We start from the raw sequence: 18,100 nt of genomic DNA on the forward strand, positions 1-18,100 counted from the left end.
ATCGACCCCCAGCAGCACCCACGACCCGGCGGACGACATCCCGCACCGGTCGGTGCCGACGTGTGAACGTCGTCCGTGGCGGGCACGCCCCGCCCCGAGACCGGGACCTCCAGCGTCCCCCTCGGCCCGTCGAGATGGTGGCGGGACGTCATCACCACCCCGAGAACGACCCGACGGCCGAGGCCCCACCCGCGTGACCCGCGGGCTCGCCGTCGTGCGCGCTCTCCGCTGTACCCGGCAGGAGCTGCCCCGCATGACCTCCACGGTCCCTCGACAGCACGAGGGCTCCGACATCCAGACCCCCGAGAACGTCCGCACGGTCGGCCTGCTCGCCGACCCCGGGCTCCCCACCAAGCTCGCGGAGCAGGTGGCGAGCGACCTCCCCGAGCTCCTCGCCACGGCTGCCCGGCCGCACGTGGCGGGTCGAGACCGCCGAGGGCCCGGTCGGCCTCGACGCCGAGGGCCTCATGCCGATGCTGCGGACGGGCTGCGAGCAGCAGCGCGAGCACGGCTGGGACGTCGTCGTCATCGTCACCGACCTGCCTCGCCGGGCCGGCACCGAGCCGCTGGTGTCCGACTTCGGGTCCGACGACGGCGTCGGGCTCGTCTCGGTGCCCGCCCTCGGCGCCCTCGCCCTGCGCCGGCGACTGCGCGCCGCCGTCGTCGACCTCCTCGCGCACGGGCTCGCCGAGCCGGGGGAGGCCCCGGCCGCCGGGCCGCGTCGCGGGGTGCTCGCCCCGCCGATCTGCCGCATCGCCTCGGAGCACGAGGGGATCGACAGCCACCTCGCGCTGACCGGCGCCCGCGGGCGCCTGCGCCTGCTCGCCGGGATGGTGCGCAGCAACCGGCCGTGGCGCCTCGTGCCCAGCCTCTCGACGGCGCTCGCCGCCGCGGCGGCCGGTGCCGCGTTCGGGATCTTCTACTCGAACATCTGGTCGCTGGCCGGCGAGGCCGGCACGCCGCGGCTGCTGCTCATCGCCGTGCTCGCGGTGGCGGCGATGAGCACGTGGCTGATCGCCGACAACCACCTGTGGGAGCGCCCGCGCTCGCGCCGTCTGCGGGCCGAGGTCCACCTCTACAACGCGGCCACGACGGCGACGATCGTCCTCGGCGTCGTGTGCTGCTACGCCCTGCTCCTCGTGCTCACCGGGGCCGCCGCGGCCGTGGTGATCCCGCCGGTGACGCTGGCGGCGACGCTCGGCCACCCGGCCGGGCCGGCGGCGTACCTGGCGGTGGCGTCGATGGCGACGTCGATGGGCATCGTCGCCGGCGCGCTCGGGTCGGGCCTCACCGCGCCCGAGGACGTCCGCGCCGCCGCCTACAGCACGCGCGAGCAGCAGCGCCGCGCCCGCCTCGAGAGCGAGGACGACCGCGCGGCGGCGGGGGAGCGCGGGACCGGCTGAGCCGCGGGACGGGCGGGGCTCAGGCCGGCTGGCGCCGGCGCGCCGCCGGGTGCCCCGCCCAGGCGCGTCCGCGGGGCACCGCCACCGGGGCGAGCACGACACCGAGCGCCGCGAGGTCCTCGGCCGCCCAGCCCAGCCGGCCCCACGCGTCGACGAGCCGCAGGACGGCGCGCGGGTGCTCGTGGCGCCCGGGGACCTCGGCGATCGCGCGCAGCGCCCGGTCGACGAAGTCCGCGGGCACGCCGAGCACCACGTGCGGTGTGCGGCCCTCCGAGAGGCACCGGGCGACGGCCGCGTAGCCCTCGGCGAGGTCGCGCGCGTCGCGGTCGAGCTGAGCGGTGAGCGCCGGCCAGGGGATCGCGCCCAGCTCGCGCGCCGCGGGCTCGTCGAGGGCGGCGCGCGTGGTGCGCATCGTGCGGTGCACGACGGCCAGCACGGTGAACCAGTCGACGTCGTCCTCGTGGCGCCGGCGGCGCTCGGCGCGGTACTGCAGGAAGTCGGCCTCGAAGAAGAGCAGCACGTGGTCGCTGGTCCACAGGTGCGCGGCGAGGTCGTCGCGGCTGCCGGTGCCCGCGATCCACGCCGCGGTCGCGCGGACGAGGTCGGCGAGGGCCCGCAGCGAGCGGGCGGCGGCGCGCCGCAGCTCCCCGTGCCCGCCCGCGGGCCACACGGCCGCGCCCACCGCGATCCCGACGACGGCGCCCACCAGGACGTCGAGCAGCCGCACCCCGGCGAGGGACGGGCCGGCCGGCGCGAGCTGCGCGAACAGCGCCGCCACCAGGACGGTGAAGCACGCCTGCGCGGCGATCATGCCGATCAGCTGGCCGGCGAGGACGGCGGCGACGCAGAGCACGGGGAAGAGCAGCGCGTACACCAGCGTGTGCTGCCCGACCACCTCCAGCAGCCCGGCGGCGACGACGGCGCCGGCCGTCGTGCCGACGATCGCGGGCAGGAGCGTGGCGCGCGTGGACGTCACCGACGTCCGCATGAGCGTCAGTGTCGCGAGCAGTACCCACAGCCCGTGGGAGAGGTCGAGCTCGCCGGCCACCAGCCGCGCGAGCGCGAGCCCGACCCCGAGCCGCACGGCGTTCTGGAGGTAGACCGAGCGCGGCGACAGGTGCGCCCGGATCCGCCGCCACCACAGCAGGCCGGTGGGCGCACCCGCCCACCAGCCGATGTCCTGGGGGGTGCGCCGGTGGGGGTCGGTGACGATGACGGCGGCCTGCACGGCGACCCGCGCCGAGGAGAGCACCTGCGTCACGGCCACCGCCCACCGGGCGTGCGCGACGGCATCGGCGCCCTCGAGGGTGGTGACGGCCACGAGCCGCTTGTCGGTGTAGGCGACGCGGGCGGCGTCGAGCTCCGCGACGGCCGCCGGCAGCGCGTCCCGGGCCGCGCCGTGGCGCAGCGCGTCGGCGGTGCGGCGCAGCCCGCCCGCGGCGGCGATCCCTGCCTCGACCGCGTCGGCGAGGATGCCGTCCGCGGGGGTGCAGGTCGCGAGCAGGGCCTCGACGCGGCCCTGCACCGAGCGCATCGCGGGGCCCAGGTGCGCGCGCCCCCGGTCGCCGCGCGCCGGGCCGGTCGGCCGCACCTCCCACGGTGTGACCTGCAGCTTCAACCGCCCGCCGGCGTGCGCGGCGGCCGTCCGCGCGCCGGCGAGCCCGTCGCCGGAGGTGGCGCCGGCGCGGGTGGCCGTGGTCAGGGCGTCGAGCAGGTCGGCCAGCGCCCGTGCCGCGCCGGCGGCGCGGCACGCGTAGCTCGCGACCGGGCGCGGCGGCCACAGCACGCGGTCGGCGAGCGCGAGGAAGCCCATCCCGACCGCCAGGCCGAGCACGCGCATGCCCAGCGTCTCGGGGGCGAACGGCGGGAACGACGGGAGGATGTAGAGCAGCTGCAGCCCGTTGGCGACCCCGGCCGGGCGCGGCCCGCCGATCGGCAGGAAGGCCACCACGACCCCGACGACGAGCATCCCGACCGTCGCCGCGGCGGTGCTGCCGGCCAGCAGCGTCCCCGCCGTGATCAGCACCGAGCCGGAGAGGAAGCAGGCGACGAGGGTCCGCGTGCGCTGCCGTCCCGTGCCGACCACCTGGGAGAGCACGCCGAACCCGATCGCGCCGAAGGCCGCGTACGTCGCGGCCGTGGTGCTGCCGAGGGCGTAGCGGCAGAGCATGAACGCGGCGGTGGCGACGACGGCGACGCGCAGCGCGCGGTGGGTCGCGCCGAGGCCGGGGTCGCGGCGGACGAGCCAGCGCACCACGCTCCGATCGGCCACCGCTCGAGTGTGCCGTGCCGGTCGGCGGACTCACAGCTCCCGCACAGCCGGTGGGGCCGCGAGCACACACGGTGCGCAGCAGGCCACGGGCCACCGTGGTGCCGTGCCGCCCCGTGCGTACTCCCACAGCCCGTCGCTGCTGTCCGGCTGGCTCCCCTGGACCGTGCAGGCGCTCGTGCTGCTGGTGCTGCTGCTCGCGGTCGGGTGGCGCACCGCCCCGTTCCGGCGCCGGCGCCTGCCGGTCGTGCTCGCCCTCGGGGCCGCGGGCGCCGTCGCGGCCTGGTGGTCCTTCCGGGACAGCGGCCTCGCCTCCGACCCGGCGCCGCTCCTGCTGTGGGTGTGGGTCGGGCTGACGGTCGCCGCGGCCGTGCTCGTCGTCGCGGGCTGGCCGGGCGCGCGCTGGTGGCGCCGGACGCTCGCGGTGCTCGCCGTGCCGCTCTGCCTGCTCGCCGTCGGGGTGGTGCTCAACCAGTGGGTGGGCTACGTCCCGACGGTGGCCCAGGGCTGGAGCGCGGCCACGGCCGGGCCGCTGCCCGACCAGGTCGCGCCCGGGCAGCTCGCCGCGCTGCGCGGGCACCCGCAGGCCACCGGGCACCTGGTCGAGGTCAGCATCCCGTCGGCGGCCAGCGGGTTCCCCCACCGCGACGAGGACGTCTGGCTGCCGCCCGCGTGGTTCACCGGCACGACACCGTTACCGGTGGTCGTGATGATCGGCGGCGAGTTCAACACCCCCGCCGACTGGGCGCGGATCGGCGACGCGATCCCGGTCGCCGACGGGTACGCCGCCGCGCACGGCGGCGTCGCGCCGATCCTGGTGTTCGTCGACGCCGGCGGGACGTTCAACAACGACACCGAGTGCGTCGACGGGCCGCGCGGCGCGGCGGCCGACCACCTCACGAGGGACGTCGTGCCCTTCGTCGAGCAGCGGTTCGGGGCGTCGAGCGACCCCCGGCAGTGGGGGGTCGTGGGCTGGTCGATGGGCGGGACGTGCGCCGTGGACCTCGCGGTGATGCACCCGGAGCTCGTCGACAGCTTCGTCGACATCGCCGGCGACGCCGGGCCCGAGGTGGGGACGAGGGACCAGACGATCGACCGGCTCTACGGCGGCGACGCCGCGGCATGGGCACGGTTCGACCCGGCCACCGTGCTCGCCGGCCATGCGCCCTACGCCGACACCGCCGGCCGGTTCGTCGACTCGTCCGACGGCCCGACCCGGCACGGCCCCGCCCGCCCCGGCGCGCCTCCGGCCGCCGACCCGGCGGCGGGCCTGGGCGGGCGGGGCGGGGGCGGCGCGACCGGCCAGGAGCTGCCCGAGGCCCGGGCCCTCTGCGCGCAGGCACGGACGAGGGGGATCGCGTGCACCGTCGACACCCGGCCCGGCCGGCACAGCTGGCCGTTCGCGTCCTCGGCCTTCGCCGACGCCCTCCCGTGGCTCGCCGGCCGCCTGGAGGCCCCCGGATCGGCGGCCGCGGCGTGACCGTCTCGCGCCCGTTCGGCGTCCATCACCCGGCCTGCGAGGAAAGGTGCGCTCGCGGGCGCCGGGACGCGGGACGACGATGAGGACATGGCCGAGGTGACACCCGTCGTCACGCGGGGGCTGCGCTACGCGTTCGGCGACCACGTCGCGGTGGACGGGCTGGACCTCGCCCTCGCGCCCGGGGAGGTCTTCGGCCTGCTCGGGCCCAACGGGGCGGGCAAGACGACGACCATCCGCGTCATCACCACGCTGCTGCCCGCCCCGCCGGGCACCGTCGAGGTGGCGGGGCTCGACGTCGCCCGCCACCAGCGGCAGGTGCGGCGGCTCCTGGGCTACGTCCCCCAGCAGCTCTCCGCCGACGCCTCGCTCACCGGCCGGGAGAACGTCGCGCTCTTCGCGCGGCTCTTCGACGTCCCCCGCCGCGGACGGGCCGACGCCGTCGCGGGCGTGCTCGCGGCGATGGGCCTCACCGAGGCGGCCGACCGCACCGTGTCGACGTTCTCGGGCGGCATGGTCCGGCGCCTCGAGCTGGCCCAGGCGCTGGTCAGCGCCCCGCGGGTGCTCGTGCTCGACGAGCCGACCGTCGGCCTCGACCCCGTCGCCCGCGCCGGGGTGTGGGACCGCATCCACGAGGTGCGCGCCGAGACCGGCATGACGGTGCTCGTCACCACCCACGCGATGGAGGAGGCCGAGCTGCACTGCGACCGCGTGGCGCTGCTGCACCGCGGGCGCAAGCGCGCCGAGGGCACGCCGGCCGAGCTCACCGCCGCCCTCGGTGCCGAGGCGACCCTCGACGACGTCTTCCGCCACCACACCGGCGACACGCTCACGCCCGGGAGCGCCACCGAGGAAGGGACCCTGCGCGATGTCCGTGCTGCCCGCCGCACCGCCCGACGCGTCGGCTGAGCGCACCTCCCCGCTCGCCGAGCTGGCCCTGCTGGCCCGGCGGATCGGGGCGATGTGCCTGGTCGAGCTGCAGAAGCTGCGCCACGACCGCACCGAGCTCGTCACCCGCACCGTGCAGCCCGCGCTGTGGCTGGTGGTGTTCGGGACGACGTTCAGCCGCATCCACGCGATCCCGACCGGGTCGACGCCCTACCTGGACTTCCTCGCGCCCGGGATCCTCGCGCAGTCCGCGCTGTTCATCGCGATCTTCTACGGCATCCAGGTCATCTGGGAGCGCGACGCCGGGGTGCTCGCGAAGCTGCTGGTCACGCCCACGCCGCGGAGCGCACTCGTGGCGTCGAAGGCGTTCGCGGCGGGGCTGCGGGCGCTGGTGCAGGCGCTGGTGGTGGTCGTCATCGCCCTGCTGCTGGGCGTCGGGATGACGGCGAACCCGCTCAAGCTGCTGGGGGCGGCGGCCGCGGTCGTGCTCGGGTCGGCCTTCTTCTGCTGCTTCTCGATCACGCTCGCGGGCCTCGTGCTCAAGCGCGACCGGCTGATGGGCATCGGGCAGGCCATCACCATGCCGCTGTTCTTCGCGTCGAACGCGCTCTACCCGGTGGCGATCATGCCCACCTGGCTGCAGTGGATCACGTACGTGAACCCGCTGAGCTACGAGGTCGACGCCCTGCGCGGCCTGCTCATCGGCACCCCGGCCCGGCTGGGCCTCGACTTCCTCGTGCTCGCCGTGGCGGCCGCGGCGATGATCACCATCGCCTCGGCGATCCTGCCGCGGCTGGCCCGGGGCTGATCACCCCGCCCGTCAGCGTGCGCGGCCGCGGGAGCCGGCGCCGCGCTTGATGACGCGCTCGCTGGAGGCCGGCGCCGGTGCGGGGTCGGGCGCGGGGACGGGTGGCGGGGCGGGCGCGGGCGCGGGCGCGGGTGCCTGCTCGCGGGCGCGGGGCAGGCAGCACTTCTTGTACTTGGCGCCCGAGCCGCACCAGCACGGGTCGTTGCGCCCGGGCGGCCAGGCGAGCAGCTCGCCGACCGGGTCGGCTGCCGGAGACGTGGGGCTGTCGTCGATCATCGCCGTCACGAGCGCCGGGGTCGCCACCTCGACCTCGAGCACCTCGCCCTCGGCCGCGGCCTCCTGCAGCTCGCGCTCCACCAGCGCGCGGTGGGCGTCCCAGTCGGCGCCGTACTCGCCGGCCGCCTCCGGCTGCGCGTCGAGGAGCCGCGCGAGCTCCGCCTGCGGGAAGAACACCAGGTCCGGGGCCGCGTCCGCCTCCTCGGCGAGCCGGTCGTACTCGTCGGGCTCGCGGCCGAGGTCGGCGCGGACGTGCCGTCGGTACACCATCAGCTCGTCGACGACGTCCCCGGCGTCGAGCTGCTCCTCCGAGCCCTCGGGCAGGCGCTCCTCGCGCTCGACCGCGGTGAGCAGGGCGGCGGTGAGCCACTGCTCGGCCAGCTCGGCGTGCCCGTTCTCCCGCAGCGCGTCGGTGATGGGCAGCACGGCCGCGGCGTCGCGGTGCAGGGCCGGGCGCAGCGTCGTCAGGGCGGCCAGGCCCTCGTCCTCGCGCCCGGCCCGCAGCAGGCGGTCGGCGTGCATCGCGTGCAGCCAGGTGGCGTCGTCGGTCCCGGCGCCGGCCTCGACCGAGCGGGCCGACAGCGCGAGCGCCTCGTCGTGGTCGCCGGCGCGCTCGACGAGGTCGCCCGCGAGGCTCAGGGCGTAGCCCGCGTCCTCGGGGTCCGCGAGCCCGCCCTCGTCGACCGCGGCGACGATGCGGCGCGCGATCGGCCGGGGGTCGCGCACCGCGAGGGCGTCGGCGCCGAGGGCGTCGAGGTCGTCGGTCGTCAGAAGCGGGGCCACCGGCGCACCGTAGGCCCCACTCCCGACGCGGCTCAGGCCGGCAGGTCGACCAGGTCGGCCAGCACGCTGCGGTGGTGGTCGGCCGACCCCAGCAGCAGCGCGTCGGCGCGGGCGCGCTTGAGGAACAGGTGCGCCGGGTGCTCCCACGTGAACCCGATGCCGCCGTGCAGCTGCAGCGCCTCCTCGGCCGCGAGCAGGGCGACGTCGGCGCCGTGGGCCGCCGCGACGGCCGCCGCCACCGGCAGGTCCGCGGTGTCGTCGGCCGCGCAGCGCGCCGCGTAGCGGGCCGTCGCGCGGGCCTGCGTGATCGCCACCCACAGGTCGGCCAGCCGGTGCTTGAGCGCCTGGTAGGAGGCCAGCTGGCGACCGAACTGGTGGCGCTCGCGCAGGTAGGCGACGGTGTCGGCGAGGCATCGCTCGGCCAGGCCGAGCTGCTCCGAGGCCAGGATCGCCGCCCCGACCCGGAGGGCCTTGCCCGTGTCGCCGCCGGTCACCACCCGCGCAGGCGCGCCGTCGAACGCGATGTCGGTGAGCCGGCGGGTCATGTCGAAGGACTCGACGGTGGTGCGCGTGACGCCGTCCCCGTCGGCCTCGACGACCGCGATCCCGCCCTCGACGGGGACCAGCAGCACGTCGGCGGTCACGGCGTCGACCACGGCGGTGACGGCGCCCGCCAGGAGGTCGCCCGCGCCCTGGCGCTCGACGGTCACGGGCAGCGGGCGCCCGGCGCCGCGGGTGGCGCCGACGGCGAGGACGGCGGTGCGCTCGCCGGCCGCGACCGCGGCGAGCAGCTCGTCCTCCCCGGTGCCCAGCAGCACGGCGGTGGCGACGACGGTGCCGAGGAACGGCACCGGGGCGACCGCGCGGCCGAGCTCCTCGGCGACGACGGCGGCCTCGCGCCACGACGCCCCGGCGCCGCCGCGCTCCTCGGGCACGGCGAGCCCGGCGACGCCGATCTCCCGGGTGAGCCGCGCCCAGAGCTCGGTGTCGACGGAGTCGTCGGTGTCCGTGCGCCGGAGCACCGCGTCCCACGGGGCCTGCTTCTCGACCAGCGCGCGGACGCTGGCGCGCAGGTCCTCCTCGACGTCGGAGTAGAGGAGGTCGCCGGTCTCGGGAGTGGTCACGGTCATCGGGGCAGGTCCTTCCACGGCACGTCCTTGTCGGCGCGGGCCTCGGCGGGCAGGCCGAGCACGCGCTCGGCGACGACGTTGCGGAGGATCTCCGAGGTACCGCCCTCGATCGAGTTGGCGCGGAACCGCAGGTAGCGCCACTGCGCGTCGCGGCTCGCGTAGTCCTCGACCTCGGGGCGGCGCTCGCTGTAGTCGGGGTAGCGCAGGCCGTCCTCGCCGCGCAGCTCGAGCTCGAGCGAGCTGCACTCCTGGTTGAGGCGCGCGTAGGTGATCTTCACGCCGGACCCCTCGGGGCCGGGCTGGCCGGCGGCCTGCTGCTGCCCGAGGCGCTCGGCGGTCAGGCGCGCCGCCTCGGTCTGCACCCACAGCCGCAGCATCCGGTCGTGCAGGCCCGGGGTGTGCGCCTCGGGGTGCTCCCGCCACCGCGTCGCCAGCGGGCCGACCGCGCCGCTCTCGCGCGGCACCGTCCCGCCGCCGATGGCGACCCGCTCGTTCATCAGCGTGTACTGCGCGACCGCCCAGCCCTGGCCGACCTCGCCGAGGCGCTGGTCGTCGGGGATGCGCACGTCGGTCAGGAAGACCTCGTTGAACTCGGCCTCGCCGGTGATCTGGCGCAGCCCGCGCACCTCGACGCCGGGGGCGTGCATGTCGACCACGAAGTAGGACAGCCCGCGGTGCTTCGGTGCCTGGGGGTCGGTGCGCGCGACGAGGATGCCCCACCGCGCGTGGTGGGCCATCGACGTCCACACCTTCTGGCCGTTGACCACCCAGTCGTCCCCGTCGCGGACGGCGGAGGTGGCGAGGCCCGCGAGGTCCGAGCCGGCGCCGGGCTCGCTGAACAGCTGGCACCAGATGTCCTCGCCGGTCCAGAGCGACGGCAGCCACCGCTGGTGCTGGGCGTCGGTGCCGAAGCGCAGGATCGTCGGCGCGGCCATGCCGAGCCCGATGACGTTGAGCCGTGGCCGGTTCTCCGGCGCGCCCGCCTCCGCGAACGCCGCGTCGACGGCGGTCTGCAGACCGTTCGCGGCGCCGAGCCCGCCCAGGCCCGCGGGGTAGTGGACCCACGCCAGGCCCGCGGCGAAGCGTGCGCGCAGGAACTCGGCGGGCTCGCTGGTCTCCGGGTCGTGCTCGGCGAGGAACTGCTCGACGCGGTCGGCGAGCGTCGCCGCGTCCGGCGGGGCATCGGTAGACGTCACCCCTGCACCCTCCGTCCGCAGCACCGCCGCTGTCGAGCGCGGGCGCGCCCCCGTGTCCCGGTCACCCGGCCGGGTGTTTCCTCGATCACGATCACGACTCTGGTTACCGGTCGGTACGACGCTCCGTGTCCGGGCGCGGCCATGACGCCGTCGCGGCGCCGACGACCGGATCGGGTGAAGCAGCGGCCGTCCCGCGACACGATCACCGGCCACCGCCGTCGGTACGGCCCTGGTCGGTGCGGATGTGCCGGATCGTGTCGGCGCGTCGCCGCTCTGTTACCCCGAACGGCCGCAGCTACACGTCGTTGTGCGCAACCAGTTACGGCAACCGGCTGTAGCGCCCTCCCCTGATCGCCCGATGCGAGCTCCAGAAGGTCACGTCCGGAGATCACCCGGAGCGAGGAGGGGCTCGATGAGCAGCGAGGCGAGGGTCGAGGTCGGGGGATCCCGGCCGGCAGGGGCGGCGCGGCCGCACCTGACGGTCGCCCCGGGCGTCACGTCGGCCCCCACCGGGGTCCGCCGCCACCGCACGGTGCTGCGGTGCCGCGCCGTCGCCCTGGACGTCGCCGCGGTCGCCGCGGTGGGCGCGGCCGCGCTCGCGCTCACCGGACCCACCCCCACGACGCTGGTCCTCGCCGGCGCGACCGTGGTCGCAGAGCTCGGCGGCCTGGCGGTCGCCCGGGCCTGGGACCCCGCGGCCATCGGGACCGGCGGCGCCGAGTTCGCCCGCCTGGCCCGCGGCACCGTGGCGGCGACCGTCGCGGTCGCCCTGCTCGCGCTGGTGCTCACCGCCGCCGACCCGGTCGGCCACGCCTGGGCGCTGCTCGTCGTGCCCGCCGCCGGTGTCGCGGCCGCGCTCGGACGCCTCGCCCTGCGGGCCGTCGTCGCCCGTGCCCGGCGGCGGGGCCGCTGGACCGCCCCGGTGCTCGCCGTCGGTGCGCCCGCCGCGGTCGCCGACCTCGTCGCCCGCACCCGCCGCGTCCCCGGCCACGGCTGGACGGTCGTCGCCGCCTGCACGGCCACCGGCGGCGGCGAGGGCCGCACGAGCGAGATCGCGGGCGTGCCCGTCGTCGGCGACCTCGACGCCGTCGCATCGGAGGTGCGCCGCACGGGCGCCGAGGTCGTCGCCGTCGCGCCCTCGCCCGGCTGGACCCCGCGCCGCCTGCACGAGCTGGCCTGGCGCCTGGAGGGCCTCGACGTCGACCTCGTCGTGGACCCGGGCCTCATGGAGATCGCCGGGCCGCGCCTGCACGTCACCCCGGTCGACGGGCTGCCGCTGCTGCGCCTGCGGCCGCCGTCGTTCCGGGGCGGCCCGCACGCCGCGAAGGCGGTGGTCGACCGCGTCGTCGCCGCGCTCGCGCTAATCGTGCTCGCACCCGTCTTCGCCGTCGTCGCCCTGCTCGTCCGCCGGGACGGCGGGCCCGTGTTCTACCGCCAGGTCCGCGTCGGCCGCGACGGCCGCCCGTTCGCGATGGTCAAGTTCCGCTCGATGGTCGTCGGCGCGGAGCGCCTGCGCCCCGCCGGCGACCACGACGGCGCCGGCCCGCTGTTCAAGCTCCACGACGACCCGCGCGTGACGCCGATCGGCCGCGTGCTGCGGCGCTGGTCGCTCGACGAGCTCCCGCAGCTGCTGAACGTGCTCGGCGGCTCGATGTCGCTGGTGGGCCCGCGCCCGCCGCTGCCCGAGGAGGTCGGCACCTACGCCGAGGACGCCCGACGCCGCCTGCTCGTGCGCCCGGGGCTCACCGGGCTCTGGCAGGTCAGCGGGCGCTCGGACCTCTCGTGGGAGGACACCGTCCGCCTCGACCTGCGCTACGTCGAGAACTGGTCGCCCGGACTCGACCTGCTGATCCTCGCCCGCACCGTCACCGCCGTCGTCGGCGCCCGCGGCGCGTACTGACCGGCCGAACCGCCTCGTCCACCCCAGGGGGAGAAGATCGTGTCCGCTGCTCCGCTCGAGTCCGCCGAGCCCGTGCCGGCCTCGCTGGACGTCCTGCTCATCGGGCTCAACCACGCGCCCGAGACCACGGGCATCGCGCCCTACACCACGGGCCTCGCCCGCATGCTGGCCGACGACGGCCACCGCGTGCACGTCATCACCGGGATGCCGCACTACCCGCAGTGGCGGGTGCAGGACGGCTACCGCGGCCGCCGGGCCCGCCGCGAGACCGACGGCGCGGTGCGCGTCACCCGCGTCCCGCACCCCGTCCCCGCCCGCCCCACCGGCGCGTCGCGCATCGGGATGGAGGCGGTGTTCGCCGCCCGCGCGGCGGTGGTCCGCGGGCCCCGCCCGGACGTCGTGATCGCGGTCAGCCCGGCGCTGCTGAGCGTCGGCGCGGCCCGCTGGGTCGCCCGCACGTGGGGTCGGGGCTGCCCGGTCGGCGTCGTCGTCCAGGACCTCTACGGCGCCGCGGTGGCCGAGGCCGGCGCGCTCGGCGGCCGGGGCGCGGGCGCGGTCGCCCGTCTCGAGCACGGCCTGCTCGCCGGCGCCGACGGGATCGTCGCCGTGCACGACGTCCTGCGCGACGCGCTGCTGCGCACGGGCCTGCCGGCCGAGAGCGTCACGACGATCCGGAACTGGACCCACCTCGAGGACGAGCCGACCGCCGACGTCACCCCGACCACGATCACCGCGGCCCGCCGCGCCCTCGGCTGGCCGCAGGGCGAGGCCGTGGTGCTGCACGCCGGCAACATCGGCGCCAAGCAGGGCCTCGACGGCGTCGTCGACGCCGCCCGGCTCGCCGACGAGCGCGGCCTGCCGCTGCGCTTCGTGCTGCTGGGCGACGGCAACCAGCGGGCGCGCCTGGTCGCGGCGGCCCGCGGGGTCGAGCGGTTCACCGTCGTCGACCCGCTGCCCACCGACGCCTTCCGCACCGCCCTCGCGGCCGCCGACGTGCTGCTGCTGCACGAGCGGCCCGAGGTCGCCGAGATGTGCGCGCCCAGCAAGCTGACCAGCTACTTCGCCGCCGGCCGGCCCGTGCTCGCCGCGACGAACGACCTCTCGGCGGCCGCCCGGGAGGTCCGCGCCGCCGGCGCCGGCCCGATCGTCCCCGCCGGCGACCCCGCCGCCCTCGTCGACGCCGCGCTCGCGCTCGTCGCCGACCCCGACGCCGCGGCCCGCCACGCCGCCTCCGCGCGGCACTACGCCACCCGCACCTACGGCGCCGCCGCGGCGCACGCCCGCTACGGGGCGTGGGTGCGGGACCTGGCCTCGCGGCGCACCACCCCGCACACCGAGCCCGTCGACGCCGACGTCCTCACCCTCACCCCCCAGGAGATCTCGTGAAGACCGCCTTCATCACCGGCATCACCGGCCAGGACGGCTCGTACCTCGCCGAGCTGCTGCTGGCCAAGGGCTACGAGGTGCACGGTCTGCTGCGGCGCTCGTCGTCGTTCTCGACCGGCCGGCTGGACCACCTCTACGTCGACCCGCACGAGGCGGACGAGAAGGGCGTCCGCCTGTTCCTGCACTACGGCGACCTCACCGACTCGTCGCGGCTGGTCACGCTGCTCTCGCGCATCCGGCCCGACGAGGTCTACCACCTGGGCGCGCAGTCGCACGTCCGCGTGAGCTTCGACGAGCCGGAGTTCACCGGCGACACCACGGGGCTGGGCACGATCCGGCTGCTCGAGGCGATCCGCATGATCGGCCTGGACACCCGCTTCTACCAGGCGTCGAGCTCGGAGATGTTCGGCGCGACACCGCCGCCGCAGGACGAGTCGACGCCGTTCCACCCGCGCTCGCCCTACGGCGCGGCGAAGGTCTACGGCTACTGGGCGGCGCGGAACTACCGCGAGGCCTACGGCATGTACGCGGTGAACGGGATCCTGTTCAACCACGAGTCCCCGCGCCGCGGCGAGACGTTCGTGACCCGCAAGATCGCCCGCGCCGCGGCGCGCATCGCCACCGGCCTCGAGCAGCACCTCTACCTGGGCAACCTCGACGCGGTCCGCGACTGGGGCTTCGCGCCCGAGTACGTCGAGGGCATGTGGCGCATGTTGCAGGCGGACGCCCCGAGCGACTACGTGCTGGCCACCGGCACCGCGTACACCGTCGGCGACTTCGTCCGGCTCTGCTTCGACCACGCCGGGCTCGACTGGACCGACCACGTCCGCTTCGACGAGCGCTACCTGCGGCCCAGCGAGGTCGACGCCCTCATCGGCGACGCCACCAAGGCCCGCGACGTCCTGGGTTGGACGCCGCGCACGTACACCCCCGAGCTCGCCCGCGTGATGGTCGACGCCGAGCTCGTCGCCATCGAGGGGCCGACCGCAACCGTCACGCCGCTGCCGGTGCTCGGCTTCGAGCGCCCCGCCCTCGCCAGCTAGAACCCCCCCCGGAGCAGAAGGACACCGCCATGGCCGAGAACGGCGCCGGCACCTACGAGCAGATCCTCGCCGACCTCATGGACCGCGAGGTCATCCACCGCCACGACCGCGTCCTCGTGCAGTTCGCCGGGGAGTTCGACCGCGACGTCACCCGGCGTCTCGGGCTGACCCGCTGCACCTTCACCAACCTGGCCCCGACGTCGGCGTCCAGCCGGCTGCCCGAGGCCCGCACCGCCGACGCCCACCACATGGACGTCCCGGACCGCGGCTACGACCACGTCATCGGCCACGCCGGTCTGCACCACTGCAGCCGCCCGCACGAGGCGCTGCACGAGATGTACCGGATCGCGGCCAAGACGGTGGTCGCGGTCGAGAACCAGGACTCGCCGCTCATGCGCGTCGCCGCGCGGCTGGGCCTCGCCAACTCCTACGAGCTCGAGGCCGTCGCCGACGGCGGCGGGGTGTCCGGCGGCGTCGACGGCACGGGCGTCCCGAACCACGTCTACCGCTGGACGCGCCGCGAGGTCACCAAGACCGTCCGGTCGTTCGACCCGGGCCGCGACGTCCCCGTGGAGTTCCACTCCCGGTGGCTCATCGGCACCGATCGCGCCCTGACCAGCAGCATGCGCTCGCTGCTGGGCGACGACGCCTCCGGCCGCGCCGCGCTCGTCGGCGCCGTGAACCTCGGCCTGAACGCCGTCGCCCGCCGCCAGGGCAACATCTTCGGCTTCACCATCCGCAAGGACCTCGCGGCCCCGCGGCCGTGGATGGTCGCCGGTGGCGCGGCCGGGGCGGGGGTGGCGGCATGAGGCTGCGGATGCGACTGCGGGGCCGGAAGCCACGCCTGATCGCGGCCGCCGCCGCGGTGCTGCTCCCGCACGGCGCCCGCCGGTGGGTGCACAACCGCCTGCTCGGCGCCGACATCCACTCGACCGCCCGGATCGGGCGCAGCCTCGTCGACGTCGACCGGCTCGTCCTCGGCCCGCACGCCGCCATCGCCAGCTGCTCGGTGATCCGCGGCTGCGAGGAGGTCGACCTCGCCGAGGAGGCGGTCATCGGCCCGCTGGTGTGGGTCAACGCGGTGCGCCGCGACAAGCACTACTTCGCGGAGCAGCCCCTGCGCCGGCCGGTGCTGCGGCTCAAGCGCGCGGCGCTGATCAGCTGCCTGCACATGGTCGACTGCTGCGACCTCGTCGAGATCGGCGCCTACTCGGGACTCGCGGGCTTCGGCTCCCAGGTCATGACGCACACGGTCGACATCGTGCGGCTCAAGCAGGTCGCGAAGCCCGTGATCGTCGGCGACCACGCGCTGGTCTCGACGAGCTCGGTGCTCCTGCCCGGGGCCGTCGTGCCGGACAACGCCGTGGTGTCGGCCGGCTCGGTGGTCAAGGGCCCGCTGGCCGAGGGGCACACGCTCTACGAGGGCGTCCCCGCCGTCGCCAAGCGCAGCCTCTCGCCCCAGCTGGCCTTCTTCCACCGCGCCGTCGCGGACATCAGGTGAACCGCCGGCCGGTGCTCGGGGTCGCCGACCAGCTGCTCTCCTCGGGCACCAACTTCCTCACCGCCTTCGTCGCGTCCTGGGCGCTCGCGCCCACCGAGTTCGCGACGTTCGTCGTGTCCTACGCGGTCGTCACCGTCGTGCTCGCCCTCGGGCGGGCGGTCATCGGCGAGGTCCTGCTCGCCTACCTGCCGACCGTCCCGGCAGCGGAGCGCCCCGCGATCGTCCGGTCCTCCACGGGGGCCGCCCTCGTGCTCGGGATCGCCGGCTCGGCGGTCTGCCTGGCCGGCGGCGCGATCGGCCACCACACCCTGTCGGGCCTGCTGTGGCTCGCGCCGTGGGTGCCGGTCGCGCTGATGCAGGACGCGCGGCGGTTCGTCTTCCTCAGCCAGGGCACGCCGGGCCGGGCGCTCGCCGCGGACGGGGCCTGGGCGGGCGCCCAGGTCGTCGTGCTCGGCCTGCTCGCGTTCGGTGTCCCGGGTGTCAGTGGCACCGGTTTCAGCGTGGGGGGCCTCGCGACGTCGTGGGGCGTCGGTGCCCTGGCCGGGCTGCTGGTCGCGGCGGCGGTCGGCGGCGGCTCGCTGCGCCCCTGCTGCCCCCGGGCGTGGGCCCGGCGCACCCGCTCGCTGTCGGGCTGGTTCGTGCTCACCTCGGTGCTGGGCCAGTGCGAGATCTACGCGGTGCTCGTGCTCGCCGGGATCCTGCTCGCCCCCGCCGACGCCGCGGGTCTGCGGGCGGTCCAGCTGCTGGTCTTCCAGCCGACGGCGACGGTCGCGGCCGCGCTGCTCGTGCTCGTCACCCCGCTGGTCGCGGGCGCGGTCGCCCGCCGGGACGTCGACGCGGCCCGGCACGCCCGGCGCCTGGCGTTCCTCGGCGCGGGCGCCCTGGCCGTCGCGGTGCTGGCGGTCATCCCGCTGCGCGACGTCCTGCTCGGCCTGCTGTTCCCGCAGTACACGGCCTTCGCCGCGCTCGTCGTCCCGATCGCGCTGCAGTCGGCGCTCTACGTGCTCGGCGTACCGTTCCACGCGCAGCTGCGCGGCTTCCACCGCGCGCGCTCGCTCTTCGGCCTGCAGGTGCTGGGGTCGACGGTGCTGGTCGGCGCCGCCTCCGCGGGCATGGGCCTCGGCGGCGTCGTCGCCCTGGCCTGGGGGCTGGCCGGCGCGGCGCTGGTCGTCGACCTGGTCCTGCTCGTCGCCTCGCCCCGCGCCCGGCACGCCGACGCCGGCCACCGCGCCGCGACGCCGCGGGTCGCGGCCCCGGTCGCGCTGGAGGCGGCGTGAGCACCCCGGTCTCGCGTCGCGCCTTCCTCGGCGGGGGCGCCGCCGTGCTCCTCGCCGGGGGCGCGGTCGCCTACGGGCTGGCCGCGGGCGCCGGCGAGCGCACGGCCCCGCTCTCCCCGCCGCTCTCCCCGCCGCCGGCGCCGCGGGTGCGCACGGTGTGGCGCGACCACGCCGACGGCCCGATGCCGGCGCGCGGGGACGAAGGCGTGCCGTTCGTGCTCCGCGCCGCAGGGCCGGTCGGCGGGCCCGTGGTCCGCGGCGGCGCCCTCGACGCCGAGCTCGGCGACCAGCGGGCCGCGTCCTACGTCAACCAGGACCTCGGCACCGCGGTCCACCGGGTCGGGGCGCGGTTCGCCTTCGTCCCCGGCCCGGGCACGTCCGACGACGGCTCGCTCTGCCTGGCCGCGTGGCGCGGCGCGCTGCCGCCGGACGGGCCGGGCGTGATCGAGGCGCCGGTGCACCTCGTGGTCACCCCGCGACGCTGGATCCACTCGATCGCCGTGGAGAACGAGCTCGTCGAGCTCGCCACCGGCGCCTTCGACCGGCCGCTGCCGACCGACGGCTCCGCGCTGAGGGTCGACGTCACCCTCGCCGGCGACCGCGCCGAGATCGCCCTGCCCGACGGCACCACCACGACGGTGCGCGACGACCGCGTCCCCGCGCTGCCGGCGCCCGTCGCCTGCTGGGAGTCCTACCGCCACGCTCCCGGCGGCGCGGCCGTCCGCCTGTACGAGACCTGGGCCGCGTGAGCGGCCCGCCCCCG

General features: G+C 76.7%; 15 protein-coding genes. 11 read left to right on the top strand and 4 right to left on the bottom strand.

Going from position 1 to position 18,100, the window contains the following annotated elements; translation table 11 throughout:
- The first annotated feature begins 467 nt into the window (after nucleotides 1-467).
- Complete coding sequence (locus ABD994_RS26060; protein WP_345422609.1) at nucleotides 468-1,403, top strand: hypothetical protein; 936 nt, start codon at nucleotides 468-470, stop codon at nucleotides 1,401-1,403.
- A 19-nt stretch (nucleotides 1,404-1,422) separates the two neighbouring features.
- Here ABD994_RS26060 and ABD994_RS26065 read toward each other — a convergent pair whose 3' ends face one another.
- Nucleotides 1,423-3,675, bottom strand: a complete 2,253-nt coding sequence (locus ABD994_RS26065) for an FUSC family protein (protein ID WP_345422612.1) — start codon at nucleotides 3,673-3,675, stop codon at nucleotides 1,423-1,425.
- Nucleotides 3,676-3,778: 103 nt separating this feature from the next.
- On the opposite strand from ABD994_RS26065, the gene ABD994_RS26070 reads away from it, so the two are divergent.
- The 3 genes from ABD994_RS26070 (at nucleotide 3,779) to ABD994_RS26080 (ending at nucleotide 6,845) form a co-directional block, all read left to right on the top strand.
- Nucleotides 3,779-5,152, top strand: a complete 1,374-nt coding sequence (locus tag ABD994_RS26070; RefSeq protein ID WP_345422615.1) for an alpha/beta hydrolase — start codon at nucleotides 3,779-3,781, stop codon at nucleotides 5,150-5,152.
- Nucleotides 5,153-5,239: 87 nt separating this feature from the next.
- Nucleotides 5,240-6,058, top strand: coding sequence for an ABC transporter ATP-binding protein (locus ABD994_RS26075; protein ID WP_345422618.1), 819 nt, complete (start codon nucleotides 5,240-5,242; stop codon nucleotides 6,056-6,058).
- Nucleotides 6,018-6,845, top strand: a complete 828-nt coding sequence (locus ABD994_RS26080; RefSeq protein WP_345422621.1) for an ABC transporter permease — start codon at nucleotides 6,018-6,020, stop codon at nucleotides 6,843-6,845. The genes ABD994_RS26075 and ABD994_RS26080 overlap by 41 nt, the downstream gene beginning before the upstream one ends.
- A gap of 12 nt (nucleotides 6,846-6,857) precedes the next feature.
- Here the strand turns inward: ABD994_RS26080 and ABD994_RS26085 are convergent, their stop codons facing one another.
- From ABD994_RS26085 to ABD994_RS26095, 3 genes are read right to left on the bottom strand one after another with little or no spacing between them, the layout of a single operon-like run.
- On the bottom strand, nucleotides 6,858-7,904 hold the full coding sequence (locus ABD994_RS26085; protein ID WP_345422625.1) for an SEC-C domain-containing protein: 1,047 nt from the start codon (nucleotides 7,902-7,904) through the stop codon (nucleotides 6,858-6,860).
- Between the two features lie 32 nt (nucleotides 7,905-7,936).
- Nucleotides 7,937-9,034 carry an acyl-CoA dehydrogenase family protein gene (locus ABD994_RS26090; protein ID WP_345422628.1) on the bottom strand — a complete coding sequence of 366 codons (1,098 nt, stop codon included), beginning with the start codon at nucleotides 9,032-9,034 and terminating at the stop codon, nucleotides 7,937-7,939.
- Nucleotides 9,031-10,230: an acyl-CoA dehydrogenase family protein gene (locus ABD994_RS26095; protein WP_345422631.1), complete on the bottom strand. Its 1,200-nt coding sequence runs from the start codon at nucleotides 10,228-10,230 to the stop codon at nucleotides 9,031-9,033. Before ABD994_RS26095 ends, ABD994_RS26090 begins: the two co-directional genes overlap by 4 nt.
- A 412-nt stretch (nucleotides 10,231-10,642) precedes the next feature.
- Here ABD994_RS26095 and ABD994_RS26100 point away from each other — a divergent pair, with 412 nt between their 5' ends.
- From ABD994_RS26100 to ABD994_RS26130, 7 genes are read left to right on the top strand one after another with little or no spacing between them, the layout of a single operon-like run.
- On the top strand, nucleotides 10,643-12,130 hold the full coding sequence (locus ABD994_RS26100; protein WP_345422634.1) for a sugar transferase: 1,488 nt from the start codon (nucleotides 10,643-10,645) through the stop codon (nucleotides 12,128-12,130).
- 39 nt (nucleotides 12,131-12,169) lie between these two features.
- A complete protein-coding gene (locus ABD994_RS26105; protein WP_345422637.1) occupies nucleotides 12,170-13,516 on the top strand; it encodes a glycosyltransferase family 4 protein in 1,347 nt (448 codons plus the stop codon).
- Nucleotides 13,513-14,559: a GDP-mannose 4,6-dehydratase gene (gene gmd / locus ABD994_RS26110; RefSeq protein WP_345422640.1), complete on the top strand. Its 1,047-nt coding sequence runs from the start codon at nucleotides 13,513-13,515 to the stop codon at nucleotides 14,557-14,559. The genes ABD994_RS26105 and gmd overlap by 4 nt, the downstream gene beginning before the upstream one ends.
- Before the next feature lie 29 nt (nucleotides 14,560-14,588).
- Nucleotides 14,589-15,368, top strand: a complete 780-nt coding sequence (locus ABD994_RS26115; RefSeq protein ID WP_345422643.1) for a class I SAM-dependent methyltransferase — start codon at nucleotides 14,589-14,591, stop codon at nucleotides 15,366-15,368.
- Complete coding sequence (locus ABD994_RS26120; RefSeq protein WP_345422647.1) at nucleotides 15,365-16,060, top strand: acyltransferase; 696 nt, start codon at nucleotides 15,365-15,367, stop codon at nucleotides 16,058-16,060. The genes ABD994_RS26115 and ABD994_RS26120 overlap by 4 nt, the downstream gene beginning before the upstream one ends.
- Nucleotides 16,057-17,337, top strand: a complete 1,281-nt coding sequence (locus ABD994_RS26125) for an MATE family efflux transporter (protein ID WP_345422650.1) — start codon at nucleotides 16,057-16,059, stop codon at nucleotides 17,335-17,337. Before ABD994_RS26120 ends, ABD994_RS26125 begins: the two co-directional genes overlap by 4 nt.
- Nucleotides 17,334-18,086 carry a hypothetical protein gene (locus ABD994_RS26130; RefSeq protein ID WP_345422653.1) on the top strand — a complete coding sequence of 251 codons (753 nt, stop codon included), beginning with the start codon at nucleotides 17,334-17,336 and terminating at the stop codon, nucleotides 18,084-18,086. Before ABD994_RS26125 ends, ABD994_RS26130 begins: the two co-directional genes overlap by 4 nt.
- Nucleotides 18,087-18,100: the final 14 nt, after the last annotated feature.

The organism is Actinomycetospora chlora (assembly GCF_039542135.1).
Classification (GTDB): domain Bacteria; phylum Actinomycetota; class Actinomycetes; order Mycobacteriales; family Pseudonocardiaceae; genus Actinomycetospora; species Actinomycetospora chlora.